The following is a 24,580-nucleotide window of genomic DNA, read 5'->3' on the forward strand; positions in this document are numbered from 1 at the left end:
GCCGCGCCTCGGACAGGGTCGAGCCGAGCACCCGCACCCCGTGCAAGCTCGCCTCGGACGCCCGCCGGGCTTCGTCGATCAGTTCCACCATCCACGCCTGCCGCCGCGCCTCAGCCCGCTGCAAGTCCGCGATCTCACCCACAATGTTCGAACACCCATCGGCCAGCGCCGCGGAATACGTCGTCGCCTCAATCGAGCACAGATTGAGCACCAGCGCCTTCCAGTTCTGCTCCAGCAACTGGGACCAGGTCACCGGGAACGGCTCACCGAACAGCAGCTCGGAAGCACCCGGTTCCGGTGCCTCCCCAGCGAGCTGCTCATGCTTTTCCATGGCAAGAGTCTGTCAGCGACCACTGACATTACGACCCCGAACCCGGCCGGGAAACCGCAGGTGTGGACAACTTTCCGAGAAACCCGGATGTGGAGGAATCGAAGCGGAAAAGTCCCAGATCAGGAATAGCCCAGCGGTGCTCCACGTTTGCCAACGAGGGTGCGCGGATCAGCGCGCCCCGCAACCGAAAGGCATCCGTTACATGGATTTGTTCTCTCCCGTCACCCTCGGAGACATCACCCTCCCGAACCGCGTCGTCATGGCCCCGCTCACCCGACTGCGCTCCGGCGCTGATGGTGTTCCCGGCGACCTTCTCGTCGAGCACTATGCCCAGCGCTCCGGCCTGGGACTGATCATTACGGAGGGCACGTTCCCGAGCAAGGAATCCCGTTCGTACGCGGGCCAGCCGGGTATTGTCACCGCTGAGCAGGTCGAGGGCTGGCGCCGCGTCGCCGACGCCGTTCACGCCAACGGTGGCCGCATCGTCATGCAGCTCATGAACGGTGGACGTGTCTCGCACACCGCCATCACCGGCACCGACCGCATCGTCGCCCCGTCAGCGATCGCCATCGAGGGCGACGTACACACCCCGGAAGGCAAGCTGCCGTTCCCGGTGCCGCACGCCCTCACACTCGACGAACTCGCCGCCGTGCGTGATGAATACGTCGCCGCCGCGCGGAACGCCATCGAGGCAGGACTCGACGGCGTCGAAGTCCACAGCGCCAACGGCTACCTGCTGCACCAGTTCCTCTCACCGGCCTCCAACCAGCGCGACGACCAGTACGGCGGATCACCCGAGAACCGCGCCCGCTTCGTGATCGAGGTGGCCGAAGCGGTCGCCGCCGCGGTCGGCGCCGGCCGGGTGGGCATCCGTCTGTCGCCCGCTCACAACATCCAGGATGCTCTCGAAACGGATGCCGCAGACGTCGCTGCCACCTACGGCACCCTCGTCGACGCACTCGCGCCGCTGGGCCTGTCGTACCTCAGCGTGCTGCACGCAGAACCGACCAGCGAGCTCGTGCAGGATCTGCGCAGCCGGTTCGGTGGCGGATTCGTGATCAATTCCGGTTTCGGCTCGATCACCACCCGCGACGAGGCCGTTGCCCTCGTTGACGACTCCCACGCGGATGCCGTCGCCGTCGGCCGCCTGGCTCTCGCGAACCCGGATCTGGTCGAGCGCTGGCAGGGCGAACACCCCGAGAACGAGCCGAACGCGGCCACGTTCTACGCGTCGGGCGCCGAGGGATACACGGACTACCCGCGCCTGGTCCTCTAGGGCACACGTTCGCGCGCCGCGACCGCCGAATACACGTGCTTCGGACGGGTTCACCCACAGCGCCTGGTGAACCCGTCCGGAGTGGGTGAAGATGCGACCCGCGGCATCCGGCACGACCCGAAGCATCCGTTGCGCGAACACGGGAGAATGAGACAAGGCTGGTTCGGCCAATATGGATTGTGGGCCCCCTCCCGCCGCGAGTACCGGTCCCATTCCAGAAAGAGATCTCATGAGAAGACACACCCGGCGATCATCCGTCGCGGTCGGCGCTGTCGCCATTGCCGTCGCCCTCACCGCCTGCGCGCCCGGCACCGGACAGAGCAGTGAGCCGAAACCGCAGAGCACAGAGATCAGCACCGACATCTCCGGCGTCGGTGACATCACGCTCACCGTCTGGGACCAGGAAGTACGCGGCGCTCAGAACGAGCAGATCGAGCAGCTCAACGCAGCCTTCGAGAAGAAATACCCGAACGTCACCATCGACCGGGTCTCGCAGGCGTTCGACGACCTCAACACGACCCTGCGGCTCGCGCTCACTGACAAGGACGCACCAGACGTGGTCCAGGCAAACAACGGTCGAAGCACCATGGGTGCTTTCGTCGCCGCCGACCAGTTACGTCCGCTCGATGATTACGCGGATGCCTACGGCTGGTTCGACAGGTACGCCGAGTCGATCCTGCAGTACTCCACGTACAGCGACGACGCCACCGTCTTCGGTGAAGGCGACCTATACGGTCTGCCTCAGGTCGGCGAGGTCGTCGGCGTCTTCTACTCCAAGAGCAAACTCGCGGGGCTCGGCGTCGACGTCCCGCGTGACTGGGCAGCGTTCGAAGAGGCCCTGGCTGCGGCCAAAGCAGCCGGTGAGGTCCCGATCCAGCTCGGCAACATCGAGCAGTGGCCAGCCGGCCACGTCTTCGGTCCGCTGCAGGGCGGTTACGTCGACGCGGACGAGATCACGAAGCTCGGCCTCGGCAACCCCGGCGCCAGCTGGACGACACCCGAAAACGAGAAAGCCGCGGCCGCGATGCACGGCTGGGTGACCAACGGGTACTTCAACGAGGGCGTAAACGGCACCGACTACGACGCCGCCTGGCAGGCACTCGCCGCCGGAAACGGCGTCTTCCTCCTCGGCGGGTCCTGGCTCGCCGCCGACCTCGCCGACGCAATGGGCGACGACCTCGGCTTCTTCGTTCCCGAAACCGCGGACGGAAGCCTCGCCACCACCGGTGGCACCGGCCTGCCATTCACAATCACCTCAGCCGCTGAGAACACGGATGTCGCCGCCGCGTACATCGACTTCGTCACCAATGACGCCGCGATGGAGATCCTCGCCGAGACCGGCAACCTCCCGGTGAACCGCACGGCCGAGCTCGCGCCGGCATCCGGTGTTCTCGCCGACGTCTATCAGGCGTTCGAGGACGTGACCCAGGAAGGTAGCCTGCTGCCGTACCTCGACTACGCCACCCCGACGTTCGGAGACACTCTCGGGCAGTCCCTGCAGGACCTGATCGACGGTCGCACCACCCCGAAACAGTTCACCGAAGCGCTCGAAGCCGACTATACGGAGTTCCTCACCTCGAATGGCTGACGTCGCGACGGTAGGCCGGGATTCCGCACAGCGTTCCGGCCGGGCTGCCTCGCAGCACCCCGGCCGGTCGCACCGTGCGTGGGTCCCGTACGCCTACCTCGCTCCAGCCCTGGTCCTGTACGGGCTGTTCCTGCTCGTTCCGCTCGCGCGCGCCGGCCAGTTCTCGTTGTTCGAATGGGACGGGCTCGGTGCTTCGACGTTCGTCGGGCTCGAGAACTACGCAACCGTTCTGCAGGACGAGCGGCTGCGATCCGCGTTCGGGCACGCCCTGGTGCTCGTCTTCTTCTACGCGATCCTGCCGCTCTGCATCGGACTGGTGCTCGCCGCCATCCTGGCCCGGGCACGAGTGAGGGGGCTGGGCTTCTTCCGCACCGTCATCTTCCTTCCGCAGGTGATCGCCATGGTGGTCGTTGCCGTCACCTGGCGCCAGATCTACGCCCCCGACGGTCCGTTGAACGGATTCCTGCGACTCGTCGGCCTGGATGCACTGACCACAGCCTGGCTCGGCGACTATACCTGGACCCTTCCCGCCGTCGGCCTGATCGGCACCTGGGTGTCGACGGGGCTCGTCACCGTGCTTCTCATGGCAGGGATGAGCCGCGTTCCACTGGAGCTTTACGAGGCGGCCCGGCTCGACGGCGCCGGGCCCGTTCGGGAGTTCTTCGCGCTCACCCTGCCGGCGATCCGCGGTGAGATCGCCGTCGCCCTGACGCTCACCATCGTCGCAGCGCTCAAGACTTTCGACCTCGTCTACGTCACAACAGGTGGCGGACCGGGCACATCCACAACGGTTCCGAGCTATGAGGTCTACCGTCGCGCGTTCGAACTGGGTCAGGTCGGCGAGGCGACGGCGATCGGCATCACGCTGACCATCGTCGTCTTCGCCATCACCGCGGCCGTCAACCGGATCGGGGACCGATCGTGAGGGTCTCTCGCCTCGAGGTGTCGGCGAACTACCTGATCCTGGCCGTGTTCGCGTTGATCGTCCTCGGCCCACTCGGGCTCATCCTCAGCCTGGCGCTCGGGCCCCAGAGCGCATCCGTCGGGCGTGAGGGGCGGGCTCTCCACTGGGAGAACTTCGCGGAAGCCTGGGAGATCGGCCGATTCGGCCAGTACATGCTCACATCCGTCACCGTTGCTGTCGTCGTCGTCGTCGCATCCGTTCTCGTGTCGATTCTCGCCGGTTATGCGCTGGGGACGATGCGCTTTAGAGGCGCCACGTTCTTCTTCTACCTGTTCCTGCTCGGGATCATGGTGCCCACCGAGGCGTTCATTGTGCCGCTGTATTTCGACCTGAGGCTGCTCGGACTGACCAACACGATCTGGGGTGTCGCCCTGCCGCAGATCGCGATGTCGATCGCGTTCGGAACGTACTGGATGCGCACCTACTTTCGCTCGGCAAGCCGTTCCCTGATGGACGCCGCTCGCCTGGACGGCGCAGGAAGCATGCGCATCCTGTGGCAGGTTCTCGTACCCAACGCCCGCCCAGCCATCACCACGCTGGTCCTGCTCGTGTTCATGTGGACGTGGAACGAGTTCCTCGTCCCGCTCGTGATGTCGCCGAGCGGGGAGGTGCGGACGGCGCCGCTCGGGCTCGCGTTCTTCCAGGGGCAGTACACCCAGGGCACCGCCCTGCTCGCTGCGGGCGCCGTGATGGTCGCGCTGCCGGTCGTGGTGCTCTACATCTTTCTGCAGCGTCACTTCCTCAAGGGAATGCTCGAGGGCGTCTCGGCGCACTGAGCGGATGCCGCGGCGCGGGTCCCGGCGACCTCATTCGTTGCGGACGGGCTCACGCGGTACGCCGGGTGTTCGGGTCCGGCGTGAGTGAGTAGGCGCCTGCTGCCAGTGCCTATGCCGCGCTACTAGGCTGGCGACACCATGCTGAGCTTTCCGCGAACCCACACCGGAGGCGGCCGCGACCGCAACCTGCCCGAACCATCCACAACAGGCGAGGATGAATTCCGCGTCGACGTGGAGCGCATCCGTTTCTCTCCGTACTTCACCCGACTGTCTGCCGTCACCCAGGTGATTCCGCAGGCCGGCTCAGGCACGATCGTGCACAACCGGCTCACGCACTCGCTCAAGGTTTCTGCGGTGGCTCGGTCGATCGCCGTCGGATTCCGCGACGCGTCCGAGAACGTGCGCGCGATCGTCGACGAGCTCGGCGGATGCGACCCCGTCGTCGTGCAGGCGGCTGCGGCTGCCCACGACCTCGGCCACCCGCCGTTCGGCCACCTCGGCGAGCAGGTGCTCGACCGCGTCGCCCGGGAACGGCTTGGGCTGCCTGACGGCTTCGAGGGTAACGCGCAGACCTTCCGCATCCTCACCGCCCTGGACAGCTGCGACGCCACCCCCCGCGGCCTCAACCTCACCAAGGCGGTGCGCGCTGCCGTGCTGAAGTACCCCTGGACCCGCGGCGAATGGCGCGCGATGCCCGCCCGACCGGCGGAGGAGCTGCCGCGCGGAGTCGGCACGGATGCGGCATCCGGAGCCCTGAAGTTCTCGGCATACTCGATCGAAGCCCGCGAAATGAAGGATGTGCTGTCGGCCTTCCCGGCGATCGGTCAGCACCAGCAAACCCTCGAATGCTCGGTCATGGACATCGCAGATGACATCGCGTACTCGGTTCACGACCTCGACGACTTCTACCGTGCTGGGGTGCTCCAGTACACGTCGGTGTCGGCCGAGTTGAACGGCTGGCTTACCGCGCAGTCCGAGCTTTCCGCCCTCGACCCGTCCGAACTCGCGGTTCGCAGGCCGGGCCACTCGCTCGAGGCCGCGTGGCGCAAAGTGCAGGCAAAGGATGCGTGGATCGCCGACGTTGACGCCTTCCGCAACTCGGTGGAACGCGTCACGACGGACCTTGTCGAAGGGCTGCTCACCATTCCGTACGACGGCGGTCTCGAGGCTGACCGAGCCGTCGCCGCGTTCACGCGGCGGTGGATCGACCGGCTGAAGGGCAGCATCCGGGTCGAACGTGACCCCAACATCCGCAGCGGGCACGTGCGGCTGAGCCGGCAGGCCTGGCACGATGTCGTCGTGCTGAAGTTCGTCCACACCCGCTTCGTGCTCGACCGCCCCGACCTCGCCGTCTACCAGCGAGGCCAGTCCCGTGTGCTCGAGGCGCTTGCCGACGGCTTCCACGCGTGGCTGAACGACCCGTCGGATGCCGCGCGTGCGCCCCGCAGGCTGCTCGACTCGGTCGAAGCGGCGACGGAGGAGTACCGCGCACTGCTCGATGAGGCACCCGAATTCTTCACTGCAGCCGGGGTCGGGACGGGCGCTTCGGATATCGCCCGGTTGGGGCAGAGCCGCGCGGTGGTGGACTACATCGCCTCCTTCACGGATGCCCAGGCCATCTCGGTCGCGACGCTCATCAGTGGGACCTCGGACAACCTGTGGGAGTCCGGGCGGAGCCTGTAGTTCCCCACTGGCGGGAACTTCGGAGATTTCGTCACTAAAGCCCAGAATCCCACTGATATGCCGGTCGCAGCATAATTCTCCGAAGTTGGGAACACGGCACCGGACGCAAGTGGTAGCCGGCGTTCCGCAGATGCACGTAACGTAGGTAGAGCGGCACTTCCGGAAGTCGGGAGCGGGGAGAAAGCCGCGCATCGAGAGGTTTTCTGTAGTGAGCGACGAATGTAAGCACGGCTTCGAACCAGGATTCTGTGACACGTGCTTCCCGAAGGCAGCGTTTGTACCCGAGGTCAAGGAACCCGCGAAGCGCGCCAGTCGCACCCGTGTTCCGGCCCGCACGCCCGGCACTCCCAAGGCGGGACCGGTCTCGGCGACACTCCCGACTTTCGACGCGGCCGGCCAGCGCCTCTACCACGTGACCCACATCAGCAACCTGCCCGAGATCTTCAGCACGGGCAGCCTGCTGGCGGATGCCGCCGCCCCGGTCACCGATATCTCCTCGGCCGAGAACCGCGAAGCGCGGAGGACCGTGTTCGTTGCCGGCCAGGAGGATTCGCCGGTGTCAGCCTTTGTTCCGTTCTTCCTCTCGCCCGATGCGATGCTGTGGCAAAGCATCCGCTCGGGGAAGTCCGATTCCCGGCTCTCTCGTGATGTTCCGGCCCTGTCGGCGAACGATTTCGTCGTGCTCGTGACGACGATCGGCGCCGTATCTGTCGAAGGTGTGGGTGCGCTCGCCAACGTCGTCGTGGCCGACGGCGATGCGGCCGGGTCGCTGACGCCGTTCGCCGCGAACAGCGCCAGTGCCGTGCGGATGCTCCGCAAGCTCCGCGCTGAGGAAGAGTACGAGTCGCTGCTCGAAGCAGAAGTTCTCGTGGCCGATGAAGTGCCCGTGGAGAAGATCGCGCTCATCGGCGTCGCGAACATCACGGTGCGCGAAACGGTCAAGCGGATGCTCGCCCCGACCCCGTATTCGACCAAGGTTGCCGCTTACACGCCCTGGTTCCAGGCCGCAGAGTAGTTCTTGCGCCGTAGTTCCTGACGCCGCCTGGTGCGACGACTAACGAATGCCGACGTAGAACCGCGACTCGTCGCTTCGGTGAAGCGCCCGGTAGTACTCGAAACGCCTGTCAGTGGCATCCCAGGCGACCGATTCGATGCGAAGAACGGGCACACCGGGTTCGAGCTGGAGGAGCTCGGCCTCCTCAGGTTCCGGTATCACCGCCTGCAACCAGCGGTCCGCGCCGGCCGGAGAGACACCGTAGTGTCGCCTGAGGTGATCGTACAACGAGTGATTCTCGAGGTTGGCTCGCAGTACACCGGGGAAGAGTGCGCGAGGAAGCGTCGTTTGAACGAGCAACCACGGTTTTCCGTCGACGGACCTCAGGCGCCGTAGCCGCACAACATCGCTTCCAGCGGGAATCCTGAGTGCCGCGGCCTCATCGGCGTCGGCGCGTCCTGCTTCCTGCTCGAGAACACGGGTCGATGACGTTCGACCGGACGCGGTCAGATCCGCTGAGGAGCCCAGGGTGGACCCGATGAAGCTCAGGTCGGGGGAGACGGGCGCAACGAAAGAACCCTTCGCCCGGATCTTGTAAATAAGGCCGCGACGTACGAGTTCCGCCAGGGCCTCGCGGACAACGGTACGTGATACGCCGAAACGGTCGATGAGTTCGGACTCCGACGGCAGCGCCTGATCGGGGCGCAGGAGGCCGTCGTTGATCGCCTCACGCAGAACTGTCGCGAGTTGCATCCAGAGCGGCTCGTCCGCGTCACGGTCGAGCCGATGATCCTTCAATGGTGTCGACATCGGCACCCCCTCGCTCTTCTACTGCGCCGCAGCGCTTCTGAGACTATCGCGCAGTTGACACGGTTAGTCCGGATACATATTCTTATCACTACTAACTGGTCATGACGAGTTGGGCATGACAAGTGCCACTCTGAGGGTCGGGGAACGTTGTGGCGGTACGACGGCGCAACCGACCGACGGACCGGACATCACATCCGCATAGACGCGAAAAATCAGGAGACAAACAATGTCGTTTAGTACCTTGCGACGGATCACCGTCGCTGCTGCAGCCATTGCTGCTTTGACCCTCACCGGCTGTTCCGCCGCCGGCAACGACGCTGCCGCTTCAGGAGGCAAGTCGGCCGAAGGCGTTTCCATCTCACTCAGCAACGGGTTCGTCAACGGCTGGCGCCTCACCCTCATCAACAAATTCGAAGAAGAAGCAAAGAAGCTCCAGAAAGACGGAATCGTCTCGGAATTCAACACTGTCAACGCCCCTGGCGAGAACAGTGCGACCGAGCAGGCGTCGCAAATTCGCAGCCTCGTACTGCAGAACCCGGACGTGCTCATGGTCATCCCGGCCTCGTCCACCGCCCTCGTCCCCGCCGTCGAAGAGGCCTGCGACGCCGGCATCACGGTGATCGTCCTGGACGCCGATATGGATGCTCCCTGCGCCACCATCGTTCGCAACGCTTACGACCAGTGGGGCGAGGTCTCCCTGCAGCCCGCTCTCGACGCGATCGACGGCACCGGCAACATCGTCATCAACCGCGGTGTGATCGGGTCGCAGCCTGAAGAAGAGTTCCACGCGCGCCAGCTGGAGATCCTCAAGGACTACCCCGACGTGACCGTTGCGGCTGAGGTCAACGGCTACTGCGACAGCAGCACCGCCCAGAAGGAAATCGTGGGTGTGCTCGGGTCCTTGCCTGACATCGCAGCAGTACCCGGCTGCATCGGAGGTATGGGCGTGGTGCAGGCATTCGAGTCTGCGGGCCGAGAACTCCCTGTTGTTGTCTTCGACACTGACGGCAAGTCACTCCAGTTCTGGAAGGACAAGGCCATCGAGAACGGTTCCTTCGCTGCCCTGACCGACCCAGGCCAGGCTGTCGCGGCCATCTACGTTGCGCTCGCAGTCCTCGATGGCAAGGACGTTCCGGATGAGATCGTTCTGCCGCTTCTCCAGATCGAGCAGGCCGACCTGGACTACTGGCTCGGCGAGCTGGACTCGGATGAGTACGCGGCCTACCCGTGGGACAAGGCGAGCGTCGAAGCAGCGATCGAAGCGGCTGCCGCCGGCGACGACGCTGAAGCGCCCGCGATCAACTAAATCCACGTGACCGACGAGCACAAGGAATCTCACATGTCAACGAGTGCACCGAACACCGCGGTCTCGTACCCGAGCCCGAACGTGGTCGCGCAACCGACGATCCGTGCAACTGCAGTCTCTAAGAGCTACGGCAATACGCACGCCCTGAACGGGGTCGATCTCGAAGTGCTGAGCGGTGAAATCCTTGGGCTCGTCGGTCACAACGGAGCGGGCAAGAGCACGTTGATGCGCCTGCTCGCGGGTCGGGAACGGCCGGATGCCGGAACCGTCCGCTTCCGTGACCTCCCGGTCGACCACTCATGGACGGGACCGGCGGCGGAGGCAGCCGGTGTCCGGATGGTTTACCAGGAACTTGCCCTCTGTTCGGACTTGACGGTCACCGAGAACGCGTGGTTGTCTGACCGCCGTAAGTCCAGCGGAGTCGGCTGGCGGAGGCGGGCAGAGCGTCGCATCATCGATGTGCTCGACACTGTCTTCCCGGGTCACGGTATCGCCGTTATCGAACGCGCAGGCGACCTGCCAATGGCTCAACGCCAGATGGTCGAGATCGCCCGGGCGCTGTGCACCGAAAACCTCCGGCTGCTCATCCTCGACGAGCCGACCGAGTCACTCGGCGTCGATGCCGCTGACCAGCTTTATGCGCACCTGGGAACACTTACCGAGCGTGGCGTCAGTGTTCTCCTGATCTCCCACAGGATGCATGAGGTCATCGCGCACAGCCACCGGATAGCCGTTATGAAGGACGGCCGGGTTGTCTCGGTCACCCAGGCAGAGGTCACCGAGGATGAACTGCTCGTGGCGATGGGCGGCGAGGTCCGGCCGGATGCGGCCACTCTCGACCGCGTCGTCTCGGCGGAATCGGCCGGCCCGTCCGCTGACACAGCCGACCGCTCCGGGACACGGGTCGCGGCCGTCGCCAACTCAGGTGCAACCCAATTCGAGGCCTATTCCGGCGAGATCATCGGCCTGGCCGGCCTGGCCGGGCAAGGTCAGGAAGAACTCCTGCAGAAACTGTGGGCCCCCGGTACCTTCAGCCGGGCAACGCAGGTTCCGCGCCACCGGGCGTATGTCCCCGGTGACCGCCAGACATCCGGCATCCTCCCCCTGTGGAGTGTCGCCGAGAACCTCACGATCGCAGCTTCACGGGCAATTAGCCGCTTCGGATTCGTGAACACCCGACTGAAGCGCGAACTGGCTGACCACTGGGTCAGCACACTCAAGGTTCGGGGAGGCGCGAAGGCTCCGATCACCGCGCTCAGCGGGGGGAACCAGCAGAAGGTGCTGATCGCTCGCGCTTTCGCAGCCAACGCCGAGCTCGTGCTTTTGGACGACCCGTTCCGGGGCGTCGACGTCGCCACGAAGAACGAGCTGTATGCGCTGATGAAAGCCGAAGCAGCGTTGGGCAGGAGCATCGTCTGGTACTCCACCGAAAACAAGGAAATGGCGCACTGCGACCGGGTTTACGTCTTCCGTGCCGGAAGGATCGTCTCCGAACTCCGCGGCTCCACCATCACCGAAGAACGCATCATCGCCGACTCGTTCGACGATCGGACGGGAGAAGTACGATGACGAGTTCCACCATTACCCCCACGCTGCCCGATGCACGCACGCGACTGAAAGTCACCGCTGTTCACGGCTCTCCCGCGTTGCTCTCGCTCATTGCCATGGTCGTGATCTTCGCGGTCGCCGTTGCCAACCAGCCGGGCATTCTCAGCGTTCCCGGCCTGACCCTGATGCTGATGTCTGCCGTGCCGCTCGTGCTGGCGACGCAGGCGCAGATGCTCATCATGTCCGTCGGAGACATTGATCTCGGCATCGGCTACCTCGTGGGATTCGTCACGGTGATCGCGGCGACGGTGCTTCAGAGTTCTCCGCTTCTCGGCATTCTGATCCTCGGCGTCATCGTCATCGCCTATGCGGCGCTCGGGGCCATCATCCAAAAACGCAACGTGCCGTCGATCATCGTGACGTTGGGAATGTCCTTCGTCTGGCTGGGACTCGGTCTTCAGTTCCTGCCGACGCCCGGGGGTGAGGCCCCGGCATGGTTGGCGGCGATCGGCCGGTGGCGGCCCGACTGGGTCCCGGCGCCGCTTGTCTTCATCCTCGTCGCAACCCTGCTGGGCTGGCTGATCGCGCGACGAAGCCGACTGGGCACACGCATGCGCGCCCTCGGGAGTAGCCCGGCGACATTGGAGAAGCTCGGCTGGTCTCTGACCCGCACTCGCGTGCTCACCTATGTGATCGCCGCAGCACTGATCATCGCCGCCGGTCTGATGCTCGCATCACAAACCCGGTCCGGCGACATCAATTCTGCATCCAACTTCACCCTGATGACGATCGCCGCGGTCATCCTCGGTGGAGGCAACTTCTCGGGCGGTCGTGCGCTTCCACTCGGTGCGACGCTCGGCGCGGTCACTCTCGGGCTGATCACCGTCCTGCTCAGCCTTATCAACCTCTCCTCCAGTCTGCAGTCAGCGGCACAGGGACTCATCGTTCTCGCCGTCCTCGCCGGCCGGGTCATCACGGAACGGGCCATTCGCTCATGACCACTACGCTTCCTGACACAACGTCACAAAACCTGCGTCGGCAGGTGAGCAGATCTCGTGCCACCTGGCCGGCCTGGGGCTGGTCACTCATCGGAGTGATCGGTGTCTGGCTGTGTATCATCGCCGTCAGTTCGGGCTCCCCCCTCCAGCCGCTGAATCAGGCACTCACTCTCGCCCCGTACCTCGTTCTCGTGGCTCTCGGGCAGATGCTGGTCATCACCCTGGGACCAGGAAACATCGACGTGTCGGTCGGCGCGATCATTTCGATGACCGCGTACGTTTCCGTCGCGATCTCGTCGAGCATGGGTCCCGCCGCCGGAATCGCTGCCGCCACCGGGGCAGGCGTCGCCGCGGCAGCGTGCAGCGTCATCGCCATTCTGGTCCTGAGGGTTCCGCCGATCATCGCGACCCTCGCGACCAGCTTGATCGTTGCGTCCGCGACGCTGCTGCTCGCAGACGCCAATCGCTCGGGCGCGGCGCCCGCCCTGCGCGACTTCGTCAATGCGAGGGTGGCCGGGATCCCCGTCATCGCCATTCTCGTCGCACTGGTCACCGTCGCAGTCGCGTTTGCCCTGCGCCGCACAACCTTCGGCCTCGCGGTCATCGCGACAGGCCAAAGCTTCAAAGCCGCCGGGAAAGCGGGCATTCGCGTGGCGTTCGTCACCGCGGTCGTCTATCTGCTGAGCGGTGCATTCGCCGGACTCGCAGGCGCTCTGCTTGCCGCGTTCATCTCGCCGAGCACCGTACTCGGGACTTCCTACATGCTCGACTCCATTGCCGTGGTCGTGATCGGTGGAACTCTCATCGCGGGCGGGCGGCCAGTGCCAATCGGTCTCTGGACCGGAGCGATGTTCTTCGTACTGCTCTCCGGTCTGCTGAACCTCGTCGGCTGGAGTGTCGGCGCGCAGAACATCCTGAAGGGTGTCCTGGTCGTCCTCGTCGTCGTGATCTCGAGCACCGCAACAAAGACAGGACGTTCCACCTGGCGCCGGCTTCTTGAGGGCCGGAGAACTTCTACCCCAATCACAAAGGAGAAAACACATGGCTGATCTCGACGACCTCCGCGAGGGAACCAACTTCGCCGGTCCCGCCACGACCGCATCCGGCTTCCACCTCAAGGGCCTCGGCGGTCAGGACTGGGGGATGCGCAGCCGACTCTCGCGTATCTTCGATCCGGCAGATGGCAAGACGGTCATGCTTGCGTTCGACCACGGCTACTTCCAAGGGCCCACCTCGGGTCTCGAACGCCTCGACCGCTCGATCGTTCCGCTCATCCCCCAAGCAGATGCACTCATGCTCACCAGGGGCGCCTTGCGCACGACGATCCCGGCAGAGAACGGTAAGGGAATCGTGTTGCGTGCCAGTGGCGGCCCGAGCGTGCTCAAAGACCTCTCAGATGAAGAGATCACCGTCAGCATCGACGACGCGGTCCGCCTGGACGCGGCCGCCCTGGCCGTTCAGGTATTCATCGGCGGTGAGAACGAGACGAAGTCGATCAAGAACATGAGCACACTTGTCGACCAGGGCCAGGCCGCCGGCATACCCGTCCTCGCAGTCACCGCGGTGGGCAAGGAGATGGTTCGTGACGCCCGGTACTTCCGCCTCGCCACGCGGATTCCCGCCGAGCTCGGTGCCAGCTTCGTCAAGACGTACTACGTCGAGGAGGGCTTCGAGTCCATCACCTCGTCGTGCCCGGTTCCGATCATCATCGCCGGCGGAAAAAAGGTCCCGGAGCGCGAAGCGTTGACGGTCGCTTACCGCGCCATTCAGGAGGGCGCCGCCGGTGTCGACATGGGCCGCAACGTCTTCCAGTCGGAGCACCCGTCGGCAATGCTCGCTGCCATTCGTTCAGTAGTGCACGATTCGCTGAAACCGGACGAGGCATTCGAACTCTTTGAGCAGCTCTCCCACTGACGCACCCGGCTGCGGGGTCCGCGCGATGGGCCCCGCAGTTGTAACGAAGGAAACGAAAATGCCATCACTGTCCACCTACCGAAGCCGGGTTGAGCCGGTCGACGTGGCCGTTATCGGCGCCGGAATCAACGGCCTCGCTGTTGCTCGAGAAGCCGCCGCCCGTGGGATGAGCGTGGCTCTCATCGACCAGGACGACGTGGGTGCACGCACCTCGGCGATTTCCACCCGGCTGGTGCACGGCGGCCTGAAGTACCTCGAGCGGTTCGAATTGAATCTCGTCTTCGAGTCCATTCGTGAACGCAACATCCTGCTCAAGCAAGCACCGCACCTCGTGCGGCCCTACCCGATGCTGATTCCTTTTTCCGCGGGGCAGAGCAGGCCCGGCTGGTTGCTTGCTTGCGGGTTGATGTTGCATGACGTGCTGTCGGCGGGTAAGAAGTTGCCGCTCAATCGGGTCGTTTTCCGCAAGCGAATCGAACGCTCCTGGCCAGGGCTCGCCGAGGGCGGCCTGAAATGGGGCGGACTTTTCCAGGACGCCCAGGTCTCACTCACAGAGCGACTTACTGTCGAACTCGCCACCGACGCTTACCGGAACGGCGCCGTCGTACTGACGCACGCCCGCGTAGAAAGCCTGATCCAGACTGACGGTCGCGTCACCGGTCTGCGTTATCGCGACCGCGACGACCGCAGTCTCAAAGAGATCGAGGCGCGAATCGTCGTCAACGCTGCCGGGCCCTGGGTGGATGACATTCTGGGGATGGCTGGAGCGCAGGATCGCAAGATCGGCCCGACGAAGGGCAGCCACGCCATCGTCGACCGCTTCCCAGGTGCGCCTGACACCTGCATCTTCTTCGAATCGCCCGCAGACTCCCGGCCGATGTTCGTCCTGCCCTGGGCCGGTCGGTACATGATCGGCACGACCGATCTGCCGTACGACGGCCGCCTCGATGTGATCGTCATGGATGCCGACGAAACGAAATACCTGCTCGACGCGGTCAACGACCTGATACCGCAGGCGGGTCTCACCCCCGATGATGTGCTGTGGTCCTACTCCGGGGTGCGGCCGCTGCCATACGTCGCCAACCTCGACGATCCCGCACAAGTCACCCGCGATCACCAGATCCTCAGCCACGAGGGTGAGCTCACTGGGCTCGTGACCATCATTGGCGGCAAGCTCACCACCCACCGGGCACTCGGAGAGCAGGTGGCGAAACTTCTCGCTCGCACTCTGGGGCTCGCATCGGCGGCGTCGCCGACCCGCACAGCACCACTGCCGGGGTCGCCTGGGAGCGAACCGTGGCCGGAGTTCCACGCCCGCTTCATCCGGAGTTCCCGCCTGCCGCACGCAGTCGCCACCCGTCTGGTCGACACCTACGGCACCGCTGCGAGCGCGATTGATGCGATCGCCACGTCCCAGCCGGAGCTCGCCGAGGTCCTCGACGAAGACAGCGGAGCAATCGGCGCCGAGATCATCTACGCCGCCAGGGAGGAAGGGGCGCACACGCTCGAAGACATCGTCCTTCGCCGTACGCTAATTGGTATCAATCGCGATGTCGGACTCTCAGCGGCACCCGTCGCCGCCGAGATCCTCGTCTCGCATGGCGACTGGTCGCGTGAGTATGCCGACGCGCAGGTTCACGCCTACAAGCAGGCCGTTCGGCGATTCAACCCGCGTGTCCTCGCCGACGACACCGCACAGCAATAACCAGCAAGGACCCCACTGTGGCAATGAAGCACTGTTTTGTCGGAATCGACGTCGGACTGACCGCGGCGAAGGCAGCCGCATTTGACGACACGGGCCGAGAACTCCGCACGTACTCGGCGCCCAATCCTCGTATCGCAGTCGCTGCGGATCGCCAGGAAGTCGACATGTACGCCCTGTGGGCGACGGTCTCCGGCGTGCTGACGAGCCTCACGACCTGGCTCGATTCAGAAGGATGGGCGCCCCAGGCGGTCGGCGTTACCGGACACGGCAACGGCCTGTACCTCGTTGACGAATTGCTCCAGCCGGTTCGCCGCGCAATCGCGTCGAACGACAGCCGTGCTGAAGGCATAGTGGCAGGCATTGCGCCTGCTGACCGCGCGAGTATGCAGATCGTCACGGGGTCGGTGCCGTGGGCGGGTCAACCGGGCGTGTTGTTGCGCTGGTTGCAGGAGCACGAGCCCGAGTCGCTCGATCGAACCCGGTGGGTCCTCTCCTGCAAGGATTGGCTGACGACGCGGCTCATCGGACGACCGAGTGCAGACTTCTCGGATGCGTCGGCCTGCGGGCTTGTCTCTCTTGCAGACCGCGATTACGAACCACGCGTCTTCGACATGCTCGGATTGCCGCGCGCGCAGATGGCACTGCTTCCCCCGCTTGCAGCATCCGACAGCATTGTCGGCGAGATCACGGCGATTGCCGCTTCTGAAACCGGGCTCCCCGTTGGAATTCCCGTCGTGGCGGGCTGCATGGATTGCGTCGCCAGTCCGCTGGGTGCCGGATCGGTGAGTGAGACGGATGTCACCATCATCGTAGGAACCTGGGCGATCAACTCGGTCGTCGTTCCGGTCGGCTCAACTCCACCAAACGTGACACTCAATGCGTTGCTGCCTGACAAGCAAGTGATGCTTGCGCAGGAAGTGGCACCGACCTCGGCGGCGAGCATCGAGTGGTTCTCGTCACTGATGTCGACGGTGTCCGTCGACGCAATCACTCCGCGGCAACTGCTCGCCGCTGCCGCCGACGTACCCGCCGGAGCAGACGGGCTTCTCTTTCTCCCGTTCATCCACGGTGCTCCAGAGCACCTCGGAGCGTCGGGCTCCCTGCTGGGAGCGAAAGGCAGCCACGGCTACCGGGAGATCGCTCGTGCTGTCGCGGAAGGCATCACCCAGTACCACCGGGTGCAGCTGGAGAAGTTGTGCGCGAGCGGCGCGCTGGTATCCGAAGAACCGTGGACGCTCGCGGGAGGCGGAGCAAAGAACCCGCTCTGGGCGCAGATGTTCGCCGACATCATCGGGCACCCGGTGCGCCGCCAGCTCGGCACCGAGCTTGGAGCGCGCGGAGTCGCGTCGCTCGCTGCCGCCGGTGCGGGTGCGGATCTGGAGGGCTGGCGAACAAATCCCGACCCCAAACTTGTCGTGCACCCGGGTGTTGACCGCCAGCAGTACAGGAAACAGTCGGCCCGGTTCGACGCGGTGCTCGCCGCCATGGGAAGCGTCTGGTCGGAGGTCCAGGCATGACCGCGTCGTCGCATCCGCTCGACGAGATCACGCGGGTTTCCCGCCGACTTGGGACGGATCCAGCGCTTGTTCTGCACGGTGGGGGCAACACGTCGATCAAGGGCACGGTGCGGGACGTCACCGGTGAGGACGTTGAGGTTGTCTGGGTCAAAGGGAGCGGTTGGGATCTCGGTTCGATCGAACCAGCGGGCTTTGCCCCCCTCCGGCGGGAGCGCCTCCTTCGGGTGCTCGATACCGAAACGCTGAGCGACGCACAGATGGTCAACGAGGTTCGCCAGGCCTCTCTCGACGCCTCCGCCCCGACGGCGTCGATCGAAGCGCTCCTGCATGCGTTCATTCCGCACAGGGTCGTTCTTCATTCGCACGCCGACGCTATCGTCGCTCTCACGAACCAGCCGTCCAGCGCTGGAACAGTCGCGGATGTTCTCGGTGACGGCGTTCTGGTCCTCCCTTACGTCATGCCCGGATTCGATCTGGCGCGCATGGTCGCGGGTACCGGTGATGCTCTCTCCGATGGAGCCACCGATGCAATTGTGCTGTCGAACCACGGGCTCTTCACATTTGCGGATGACACCGAAACGGCGCACCGGCGGCATCTTGAGCTCGTCCACCGCGCCTCCGCCGAACTCGGTGTAACCGAGTGGGGTGACCTGGGCGCGCCGCTGCCAACCCGCCCGGGTGATCTCCGGGAAATCGCGGCTCTGCGTCGGGACATCTCGGCGGCCGCCGATCGCCCTCTGATTCTTCGTCAATCGGAATCCTCCCGGGCCGCGGGTTTCGCCGCCCGATCGGATTTAGCTGCGGTGACCCGTCGCGGGACGGCCACCCCCGAGCACATCATCAGGACGAAACGGGTCCCCCTTGTGGGGCGAGACGTGGCAGATTACGTCTCCGACTACCGCCGGTACGTCGGCGAGAACCGCGAGCGTTTCGAGGCCCTCACCGAACTCGACCCAGCGCCTCGAGTCGTCCTGGACCCGGTCCTGGGCTTACTGACAGCGGGCACATCCACAGCAGACGCGCTCGCCGTCGCGGATATCGCTGTGCACACCATGGACATCATCGACGCCGCCGACCGCGCGTCCGCCTATCTCTCGCTGGACGAAGCGAAGAGCTTTGACATCGAATACTGGGAACTTGAGCAAGCTCGAATCCGCAAAAAGGGTGCGCCCGCCATGTTCGCGGGTGAAGTGGCTGTTGTCACCGGGGCCGCTTCGGGAATCGGCCGAGCTTCGGCCTTAGCGCTCCTCGACGCCGGGGCCGCCGTGGTTGGCATCGACCTCAACCCTGCCGTTCAGTCGATGTTCGATTCCCCCGCATGGTGCGGTGTTGTCGGGGATGTCAGCGACCAGGGCACTCTCGACACGGCCGTAGAGTTGGCCGTCAGATCGTTCGGCGGTATCGACATCCTTGTCGTCGCTGCCGGAATCTTCCCGGAAAGCGCGCCGCTCTCAGAGCTCGACGACACGTTATGGGAGCGCAGCATCCGGGTCAACGCGACCGCTGTTGCGCGCATCCTGCGTCAGACCCACCCCTACCTCGCGCTCTCGCCCAACGGAGGAAGGGTGGTGCTCGTCTCAACGAAAAATGTCGCCGCTCCCGGTCCGGGCGCTGCCGCCTACTCGGCGAGCAAAACTGCCGCCGCGCAGTTGGCCAGGGTGGCCGCGCTCGAGTGGGCCGCCGACGGCATCAGAGTGAACCACGTCGAACCCGATGCGGTGTTCGACACGGCAATCTGGACGCCGCAGCTCCTTGCTGAACGGGCGGCGCGTTACGGGATGACGATCGACGAATATAAGACCCGCAATCTTCTCGGCCGCGAAGTGACCAGCGCGAAGGTGGCGGAGGCGGTGACAGCGCTGTGCTCACCGGCTTTCTCCGCAACGACCGGCGTTCACCTGAGCGTTGACGGTGGGAACGATCGGGTGATCTGAAGCAGGGCCTGCGCTCAGTGGGCGACGCAGGAACCGGATGCGACGGCATCCGTCAACTCGGGGGCCTGCGTGATAACCGGCAGGACTTCTTCCATGGCCAGGGCGTACCCGATGTTCGCGGTCGCATCCGACTTGGCGAAGATGACTCCCGCGACCGCACCGTCGATGGTGAGGAGCGGGCCGCCCGAGTTGCCCTGCTGCACATTCGCGGCAAGCGTCGAGATCTCGCGCGCAACGGGGTTTCCGCCGTAGATGTCAACGACGAGAGTGGACCCGTTACCGAGAACCTCGGCCGCCTGCGCCGAGAACGGCCCACCGTACGGGTACCCCATGAACGCCGCCTGGGTACCCGGCCCGGGGGTGGGCGCGAAGGCGAGCGGGGCGGCGTCGAGGTCGTCCACCGCGACGACCGCGAGGTCGTCGACGGGGTCGAAGTACACGATCCGCCCGGCCTTCGGCAGTTCGCCGGGGACCTCGACGACGAGTTCGGTCACACCGGCGAGCACGTGCGCGTTGGTGACAATACGGTCGTCGGCGGCGACGAAGCCGCTGCCAACGCTTCCTGTGCCACAAGAGGGGGCATTGCCGGTGATCCGCACCACCGACGCTGCCGCCTGCGACAGGGCGGGGGAGTCCAGTGCGATATCCGGGATGGCCGGCGCCGTTGTCGGCACCCCCACGGCGTCGATGAGGCGTGGAAGACCATCGGTGACGATCGTCGACCGCAACTGCGCGAGAAAGGATGCCACGGGCCGCGGGGTGACGTCGTCGATCGTGCGCAGTACATTCGAGGATGCCATCGCCTGGGTGAGCAGGGGCGCGCCGAGCGACTGCGCGCCGAAGGACAGCAGCGACATGACGAGAAGCGTGACCGCGACGTTGGCGACGGCGCCGAGGACGCGGTCGATGGCATTCAGCGGCGTGCGGTGGAGCGGACGGCGGAAGGCATTGCCGATCGCGACCCCGATGCTGAACCCGATCGACACGAGCAGCAGGCCGGCGAGGAGCGCGAGCGGGATCCGCCAGACCGACAGGGCGGCCCAGGTCGAGACGAGAGGAAGCACGAAGAACGCGGCAATGGCCCCGGCGATCATTCCGACGATTCCGCCGACCACGCGCAGCAGGCCGCGTGAGTAGCCGTAGACCAGCGCAAGTACGAGGGCGACGATCAGGAGAACATCGAGCACGAGGGCCGCCGTTACCAGCACAGTCGGCCTCCTCGGTTCGCGGCATGGGTCTGCCGGAAACCCAGTCTAGGGCGGCATCCGGCGAGAATGCCGAGCGCCGGATGTCGCGAACTCAGGAGCCTTCCGGCCAGTCCTCCGGGGCGGGGGCTCCGCCCTCAACGACGGGCTTCCGGCTGCTCGACCCGGTCGGTCCAGCTGTCACGGGGGCGGTAGCCCAGTTCGAGCATGGTGTTAAGGAGGTCCCAGCGCCGATTGTGGTTGTCGGAAACGGCGTAGTAGATGCCATAGCTGGTGTCGGCTTCGATGGCGCACCGGAACACCTGCTCGGTGTCGTCCTCACTGAGCCACATGGCGCGCAGGATCTCCTTGTCAGTCTCTGTCGGGTCCGAGGAGAACCAGCCGACGCGGAGCGCAAGGAAGTCGATGCCGAACTCGTCGTGATAGAAACGTCCGAGCGCTTCGCCGAAAACCTTCGACACCCCGTACAGGGAGTCGACGCGCGGCAACTGATGGGAGTACACCGGCCACTCGCCGAGCCGGTCGTACATGCCCATCGCATGGTTCGACGACGCGAATACGAAGCGCCGCACCCCGGCTTCCCTGGCTGCCTCGAGCACGTTGCGGAACCCGACGATATTGGCATTCAACACGTCGTCCCACTCAGACTCCGGCGACGCCGCGCCGGCCAGGTGCAGCACGGTGTCCACACCCTCCATCAGGGGCAGCACTTCTGCATAGACCTCGAGGTCCGCCCGCCGCAGAGTTTTCTCCTGCTCGGGCGTTCGGGGTGTGCGCCCCTGGGTGACCAGCTCGTAATCGTTGCGGAGGCGTCCCTCAAGGAACTGTCCGATGCCGCCGCTTGCCCCGGTGATCAGGACCCGTCGTCTGGTGCGCTCCGTTCCTGTCATCGCGTGGCCTCTCTGTGTCAGCGTTCCGAGCCCGTGACATCCGGTTCGGGCGGGTTGCTCGACGCGAGAGCGTCACTGTCGAGAGCGTCCGTCAGCTGCGAAACCGTGGTGTCCTCGTTGTCGGTTCCCGGTTGAACCTCACCGTGGGGGTTGCTGAACAGGTGCTGGTCGTTCTCGGAGTCATCTTCATCGTCCGCCGCGGTATCCGACGTCTCGACATCCGCTTCATCGACGTCGAGAAAGGCGGCATCCTGCTCGACAGGCTCGACAGGCTCGCCGGCGACGGCGTCGTTGGCCACCGTCTGCTTGGCGAGGGCCTCCTCGTCCTTGGGATCTCCGACACCCCACACGCCGCCTTCAGACGTGACGCCCTCGGTAACCGCGTTCTCGTCCTGGATGTTGTCGCTCATGATTTCCCCTTTCGTCGGAACCTTCACCGTAGGCATCCGTCACAACGAGCGACAAGGGGCTTGCGGCCGACTGCCCGCTACTGCGATACCCGAGCGACGGGCACAAGTGTGACGTCTCGCAGGGTTCCCGCGTCCGCGGTCGCCGTCATCATGGTGCACAGCGGCTGGCGGCGGCGATCGGTCGGCGAACCCGGGTTGAGCAATCGAAGACCGCGCGTGGTGGTGTCCCACGGGATGTGGCTGTGGCCGAAAACCAGCACGTCGGCATCCGGGAACCGGGCCTCGCACCGCGCCTCACGCCCGGTGGCCGCACCCGTCTCGTGGATCATCGCGAAGCGGATGCCATCGATCGTCACCTCAGCGACCTCCGGCAGGCGCGCCCGCAGCAGGTCGCCGTCGTTGTTGCCGTACACGCCGACGAGCCGCGCGGACCGGGCCTCGAGTTCATCAAGAAGCGACTCTTCGACCCAGTCGCCGGCGTGGAAGACGACGTCGGCGGTCTCGACTGCCTGCCAGACCTCCTCGGGCATGGCGCGAGCCCGCTTCGGCACGTGGGTGTCGGCGAGCAGCAGCAGTCGGGTCGGCATGCTTGGATCCTCTCAGATCTCCATCAGAGGGGCTGGACGCCCCGAGGCAACAGGGCGGGCCCGGGCTGCAACAGCCCGGGCCCGATCAGCACTGTCAGATGTTGTCAATGCCTCTGCCGGCGTTCAGATCCGGGTCTTCTACCACTGCCTCCAGCGTGTCCTCCCGGTAGATCTCGGCCAGCGGGTCGTCGTCCATGCCGCGGTGCCCATCGGAAATGTAGTGCTCACCCGTCGCGTGGCGGTCGTCGAGGTGCTGTTCCTCGAGCACTTCTGCCTCACGGGCGGCGAGAGGCGACTCGTTGTCTGTGTTGTAGACCGGTGCGTCAGCAACGGCGTCGTTCGTCACCGTCTGGTGGCCCATTGTGTCGACCGTCTCGGGGTCGCCGCCGGTTACCGCTGAATCACTCATTCATCTTCCTTCCTTCAGTGTGAGGGATACCGCCGGGGCAGGCGGCCATCCGTTCACAAGGGTCTGCTCGCGCATGCTGCTCACAGGTTCTGGTCACAAGTTCTGCTCACAAGGTCTGCTCACAAGTGCCTGGGCGGTTCGCTCTGGTCGATCCTTCTGCCGTTCGCATCCACGCCGTCGGCGGCGGGGTCGTAGCGCCGCATGCGGCTGTGCTTGCCGGTAGGTTCGCCCGCGAGCGCGCCCTCGGATGCGGGCGGCATCGGCTCCCCGAGGGGCTGTTCGCTCATTCGGAGATCGTGGGGGTCGCGCGTGCCGTACACCTGGTTCGCTTCGGGGTGGAAGTCGGCGAGGTTGCGAGGGGCGTCGGCCCCGTCCCGGTCGCGATTCGCGTGCCGGGGCGTTTCGGAATCGCCGTGGGTGCTCTCGGTGTCCGCTGCGACGGCAGCCGTGTCATCGTCGTGACGCGAAGCATCCGTTGTTGTGGTCGGAATCGGCGTGACGCTCTGGCCGTCCGGCCCGAGGTCGTATTCGCGCTCCGGATACTCGTCCGGGCGTGCGGTTCCACCGTCGGTGTCGCGGTCGGAGAGACCGTAATAGCGGTACAACGCCTCTTCATTGTGCGGGCTGAGGGCTTCGTCCGTGTCGATCCGCGGCGCCTCTTTGACTGTTTCGCGGTCGACGTCGACGCGGACCACCTCGCCGTCCCACCGGGCATCCGCCAGGGGGATGAAGGTCTCCTTGTGCCCGAACAACCCGGTCCTGACCGTCACCCAGTTGGGTGCGCCGGTCTGCGAGTCGAGGAACACCTGGCCAACCGTGCCGAGCTTGTCGTCGTCGCGGCCAATCACCGGTGCGCCCTGGAGCCCTCCGATATCGCGTGAATCAAGCATGCTTACTCCTTCAACTTCGTCGAAAAGCGGATGTCGCGGGTTTAGCGGCCGAGTCCGGCGCGGTCGACGCGACGGTGGAAGCGCATGCCGGCCATTCCACCGACGATCGCGCCGCCGAGGCTGGCGGCAATACCGAGAATCGCCGTGATGATTCCGGCGGTGGTCAGCTCTTCGGCGCTCGTTGGGATCCGCGGGAACGTGTTCATCTCGGAGAGAACGTTGTTGCCGAAGATGAGACCGAGGATGGCGGCGACGATGGCGATGAGGATCGCCCACAGCCAGACGGCGAGTCCCTGCTTGGCGCCGTTGAAGCGGGCCATCCGGCCGGCAACGTATCCGCCGCAGTAGTACGCGACAAAGAGGATGACGACCAGGAGGATGGAGTACACAATGACACTGCCGAACGGCGTGCTGACGGTCTGGTCAACGGCTTCTTCAACACCGCCGCTGATCGCCGCGCCGATTCCGGCCGCAAGTGCGGTGAGAAGCACGACCATTCCGGTCGCGGCAAGCCAGCCGAAGAAGGCGGAGCCGAACTTCATTCCGCCGAACCGCTCCTTCTGGCGTTCGGTGACTTCCTCACGGTACGAGGCTTGGGGTTCTGCGGGGACCGAGCCGTGGGCCTCTGGGCCACCGGCGTTGTAGGCGCGGGTTCGGGCGTCGGAGTCGCTGTGGTCTGAAGTACTCATGATTGTTGTCCTTTCATGGTTACCAACAGTCAAGGGGTCCCGTTGTCCCCCATGCAAGGGGGTTGCGCTCCGTGGCATCAGCCAGAAACTGCCGGATTTCTGCCATCCGCTCCGAGCGGCGGCGGCGCCTTTGCAGCACCGGATTCAGGCCGCGAG

23 protein-coding genes are annotated in these 24,580 nt (G+C 65.2%); 14 read left to right on the forward strand and 9 right to left on the reverse strand.

Annotated elements, in window-relative coordinates:
* A partial coding sequence (locus tag BM197_RS10410) for a hypothetical protein (RefSeq protein WP_143095054.1) occupies window positions 1-331 on the reverse strand: 331 nt, incomplete at its 3' end.
* A gap of 202 nt (window positions 332-533) precedes the next feature.
* On the opposite strand from BM197_RS10410, the gene BM197_RS10415 reads away from it, so the two are divergent.
* From BM197_RS10415 to BM197_RS10440, 6 genes are all read left to right on the forward strand, one after another.
* Window positions 534-1,607, forward strand: a complete 1,074-nt coding sequence (locus BM197_RS10415) for an alkene reductase (protein ID WP_090711234.1) — start codon at window positions 534-536, stop codon at window positions 1,605-1,607.
* A gap of 229 nt (window positions 1,608-1,836) precedes the next feature.
* Entirely contained in the window at window positions 1,837-3,195 is a 1,359-nt protein-coding gene (locus tag BM197_RS10420; RefSeq protein WP_090711237.1) for an ABC transporter substrate-binding protein, read from the forward strand.
* The gene (locus tag BM197_RS10425; protein WP_090711239.1) at window positions 3,188-4,120 is read left to right on the forward strand and encodes a carbohydrate ABC transporter permease; all 933 of its coding nucleotides are present in this window, start codon (window positions 3,188-3,190) and stop codon (window positions 4,118-4,120) included. Before BM197_RS10420 ends, BM197_RS10425 begins: the two co-directional genes overlap by 8 nt.
* Window positions 4,117-4,935: a carbohydrate ABC transporter permease gene (locus BM197_RS10430; protein ID WP_090711241.1), complete on the forward strand. Its 819-nt coding sequence runs from the start codon at window positions 4,117-4,119 to the stop codon at window positions 4,933-4,935. Before BM197_RS10425 ends, BM197_RS10430 begins: the two co-directional genes overlap by 4 nt.
* A 138-nt stretch (window positions 4,936-5,073) precedes the next feature.
* Window positions 5,074-6,618 (forward strand): deoxyguanosinetriphosphate triphosphohydrolase family protein, encoded by a 1,545-nt coding sequence (locus BM197_RS10435; RefSeq protein ID WP_090711244.1) that lies wholly within the window; start codon window positions 5,074-5,076, stop codon window positions 6,616-6,618.
* 208 nt (window positions 6,619-6,826) lie between these two features.
* Entirely contained in the window at window positions 6,827-7,633 is an 807-nt protein-coding gene (locus tag BM197_RS10440; protein ID WP_177216804.1) for a DarT ssDNA thymidine ADP-ribosyltransferase family protein, read from the forward strand.
* Window positions 7,634-7,672: 39 nt separating this feature from the next.
* Here BM197_RS10440 and BM197_RS10445 read toward each other — a convergent pair whose 3' ends face one another.
* On the reverse strand, window positions 7,673-8,422 hold the full coding sequence (locus BM197_RS10445) for a GntR family transcriptional regulator (RefSeq protein WP_090711248.1): 750 nt from the start codon (window positions 8,420-8,422) through the stop codon (window positions 7,673-7,675).
* A 226-nt stretch (window positions 8,423-8,648) separates the two neighbouring features.
* Between BM197_RS10445 and BM197_RS10450 the strand changes: the two genes are divergently transcribed.
* Genes BM197_RS10450 through BM197_RS10485 form a run of 8 tightly spaced genes read left to right on the forward strand, consistent with a single transcriptional unit; the run spans window position 8,649 to window position 19,344 of the window.
* Window positions 8,649-9,728, forward strand: a complete 1,080-nt coding sequence (locus tag BM197_RS10450; protein ID WP_090711250.1) for a substrate-binding domain-containing protein — start codon at window positions 8,649-8,651, stop codon at window positions 9,726-9,728.
* A 33-nt stretch (window positions 9,729-9,761) separates the two neighbouring features.
* Window positions 9,762-11,297, forward strand: a complete 1,536-nt coding sequence (locus BM197_RS10455; protein WP_090711252.1) for a sugar ABC transporter ATP-binding protein — start codon at window positions 9,762-9,764, stop codon at window positions 11,295-11,297.
* On the forward strand, window positions 11,294-12,274 hold the full coding sequence (locus tag BM197_RS10460) for an ABC transporter permease (RefSeq protein ID WP_090711254.1): 981 nt from the start codon (window positions 11,294-11,296) through the stop codon (window positions 12,272-12,274). The genes BM197_RS10455 and BM197_RS10460 overlap by 4 nt, the downstream gene beginning before the upstream one ends.
* A gap of 44 nt (window positions 12,275-12,318) precedes the next feature.
* On the forward strand, window positions 12,319-13,323 hold the full coding sequence (locus BM197_RS10465) for an ABC transporter permease (RefSeq protein WP_177216805.1): 1,005 nt from the start codon (window positions 12,319-12,321) through the stop codon (window positions 13,321-13,323).
* A complete protein-coding gene (gene lsrF, locus BM197_RS10470; RefSeq protein ID WP_090711259.1) occupies window positions 13,316-14,188 on the forward strand; it encodes a 3-hydroxy-5-phosphonooxypentane-2,4-dione thiolase in 873 nt (290 codons plus the stop codon). Before BM197_RS10465 ends, lsrF begins: the two co-directional genes overlap by 8 nt.
* A 58-nt stretch (window positions 14,189-14,246) precedes the next feature.
* On the forward strand, window positions 14,247-15,893 hold the full coding sequence (locus tag BM197_RS10475) for a glycerol-3-phosphate dehydrogenase/oxidase (protein ID WP_090711261.1): 1,647 nt from the start codon (window positions 14,247-14,249) through the stop codon (window positions 15,891-15,893).
* A 23-nt stretch (window positions 15,894-15,916) separates the two neighbouring features.
* Window positions 15,917-17,410 carry an FGGY-family carbohydrate kinase gene (locus BM197_RS10480; protein ID WP_090711262.1) on the forward strand — a complete coding sequence of 498 codons (1,494 nt, stop codon included), beginning with the start codon at window positions 15,917-15,919 and terminating at the stop codon, window positions 17,408-17,410.
* The gene (locus BM197_RS10485; RefSeq protein ID WP_090711264.1) at window positions 17,407-19,344 is read left to right on the forward strand and encodes an SDR family oxidoreductase; all 1,938 of its coding nucleotides are present in this window, start codon (window positions 17,407-17,409) and stop codon (window positions 19,342-19,344) included. Before BM197_RS10480 ends, BM197_RS10485 begins: the two co-directional genes overlap by 4 nt.
* A 14-nt stretch (window positions 19,345-19,358) precedes the next feature.
* On the opposite strand, the gene BM197_RS10490 is transcribed toward BM197_RS10485, so the two are convergent.
* The 7 genes from BM197_RS10490 to BM197_RS10520 form a co-directional block, all read right to left on the reverse strand.
* A complete protein-coding gene (locus tag BM197_RS10490; RefSeq protein WP_245762493.1) occupies window positions 19,359-20,552 on the reverse strand; it encodes a MarP family serine protease in 1,194 nt (397 codons plus the stop codon).
* 134 nt (window positions 20,553-20,686) lie between these two features.
* A complete protein-coding gene (locus BM197_RS10495; RefSeq protein ID WP_245762494.1) occupies window positions 20,687-21,439 on the reverse strand; it encodes an NAD-dependent epimerase/dehydratase family protein in 753 nt (250 codons plus the stop codon).
* 17 nt (window positions 21,440-21,456) lie between these two features.
* Complete coding sequence (locus tag BM197_RS10500) at window positions 21,457-21,849, reverse strand: hypothetical protein (protein ID WP_143095055.1); 393 nt, start codon at window positions 21,847-21,849, stop codon at window positions 21,457-21,459.
* A 77-nt stretch (window positions 21,850-21,926) separates the two neighbouring features.
* A complete protein-coding gene (locus BM197_RS10505) occupies window positions 21,927-22,436 on the reverse strand; it encodes a metallophosphoesterase family protein (RefSeq protein ID WP_090711268.1) in 510 nt (169 codons plus the stop codon).
* A gap of 94 nt (window positions 22,437-22,530) precedes the next feature.
* Window positions 22,531-22,845 (reverse strand): hypothetical protein, encoded by a 315-nt coding sequence (locus BM197_RS10510; protein WP_090711270.1) that lies wholly within the window; start codon window positions 22,843-22,845, stop codon window positions 22,531-22,533.
* 119 nt (window positions 22,846-22,964) lie between these two features.
* Window positions 22,965-23,735: a PRC-barrel domain-containing protein gene (locus BM197_RS10515; protein ID WP_090711272.1), complete on the reverse strand. Its 771-nt coding sequence runs from the start codon at window positions 23,733-23,735 to the stop codon at window positions 22,965-22,967.
* A 41-nt stretch (window positions 23,736-23,776) separates the two neighbouring features.
* Window positions 23,777-24,424, reverse strand: coding sequence for a hypothetical protein (locus BM197_RS10520; RefSeq protein ID WP_090711274.1), 648 nt, complete (start codon window positions 24,422-24,424; stop codon window positions 23,777-23,779).
* Window positions 24,425-24,580: the final 156 nt, after the last annotated feature.

It is taken from the genome of Mycetocola miduiensis (assembly GCF_900115155.1).
GTDB lineage: Bacteria > Actinomycetota > Actinomycetes > Actinomycetales > Microbacteriaceae > Mycetocola_A > Mycetocola_A miduiensis.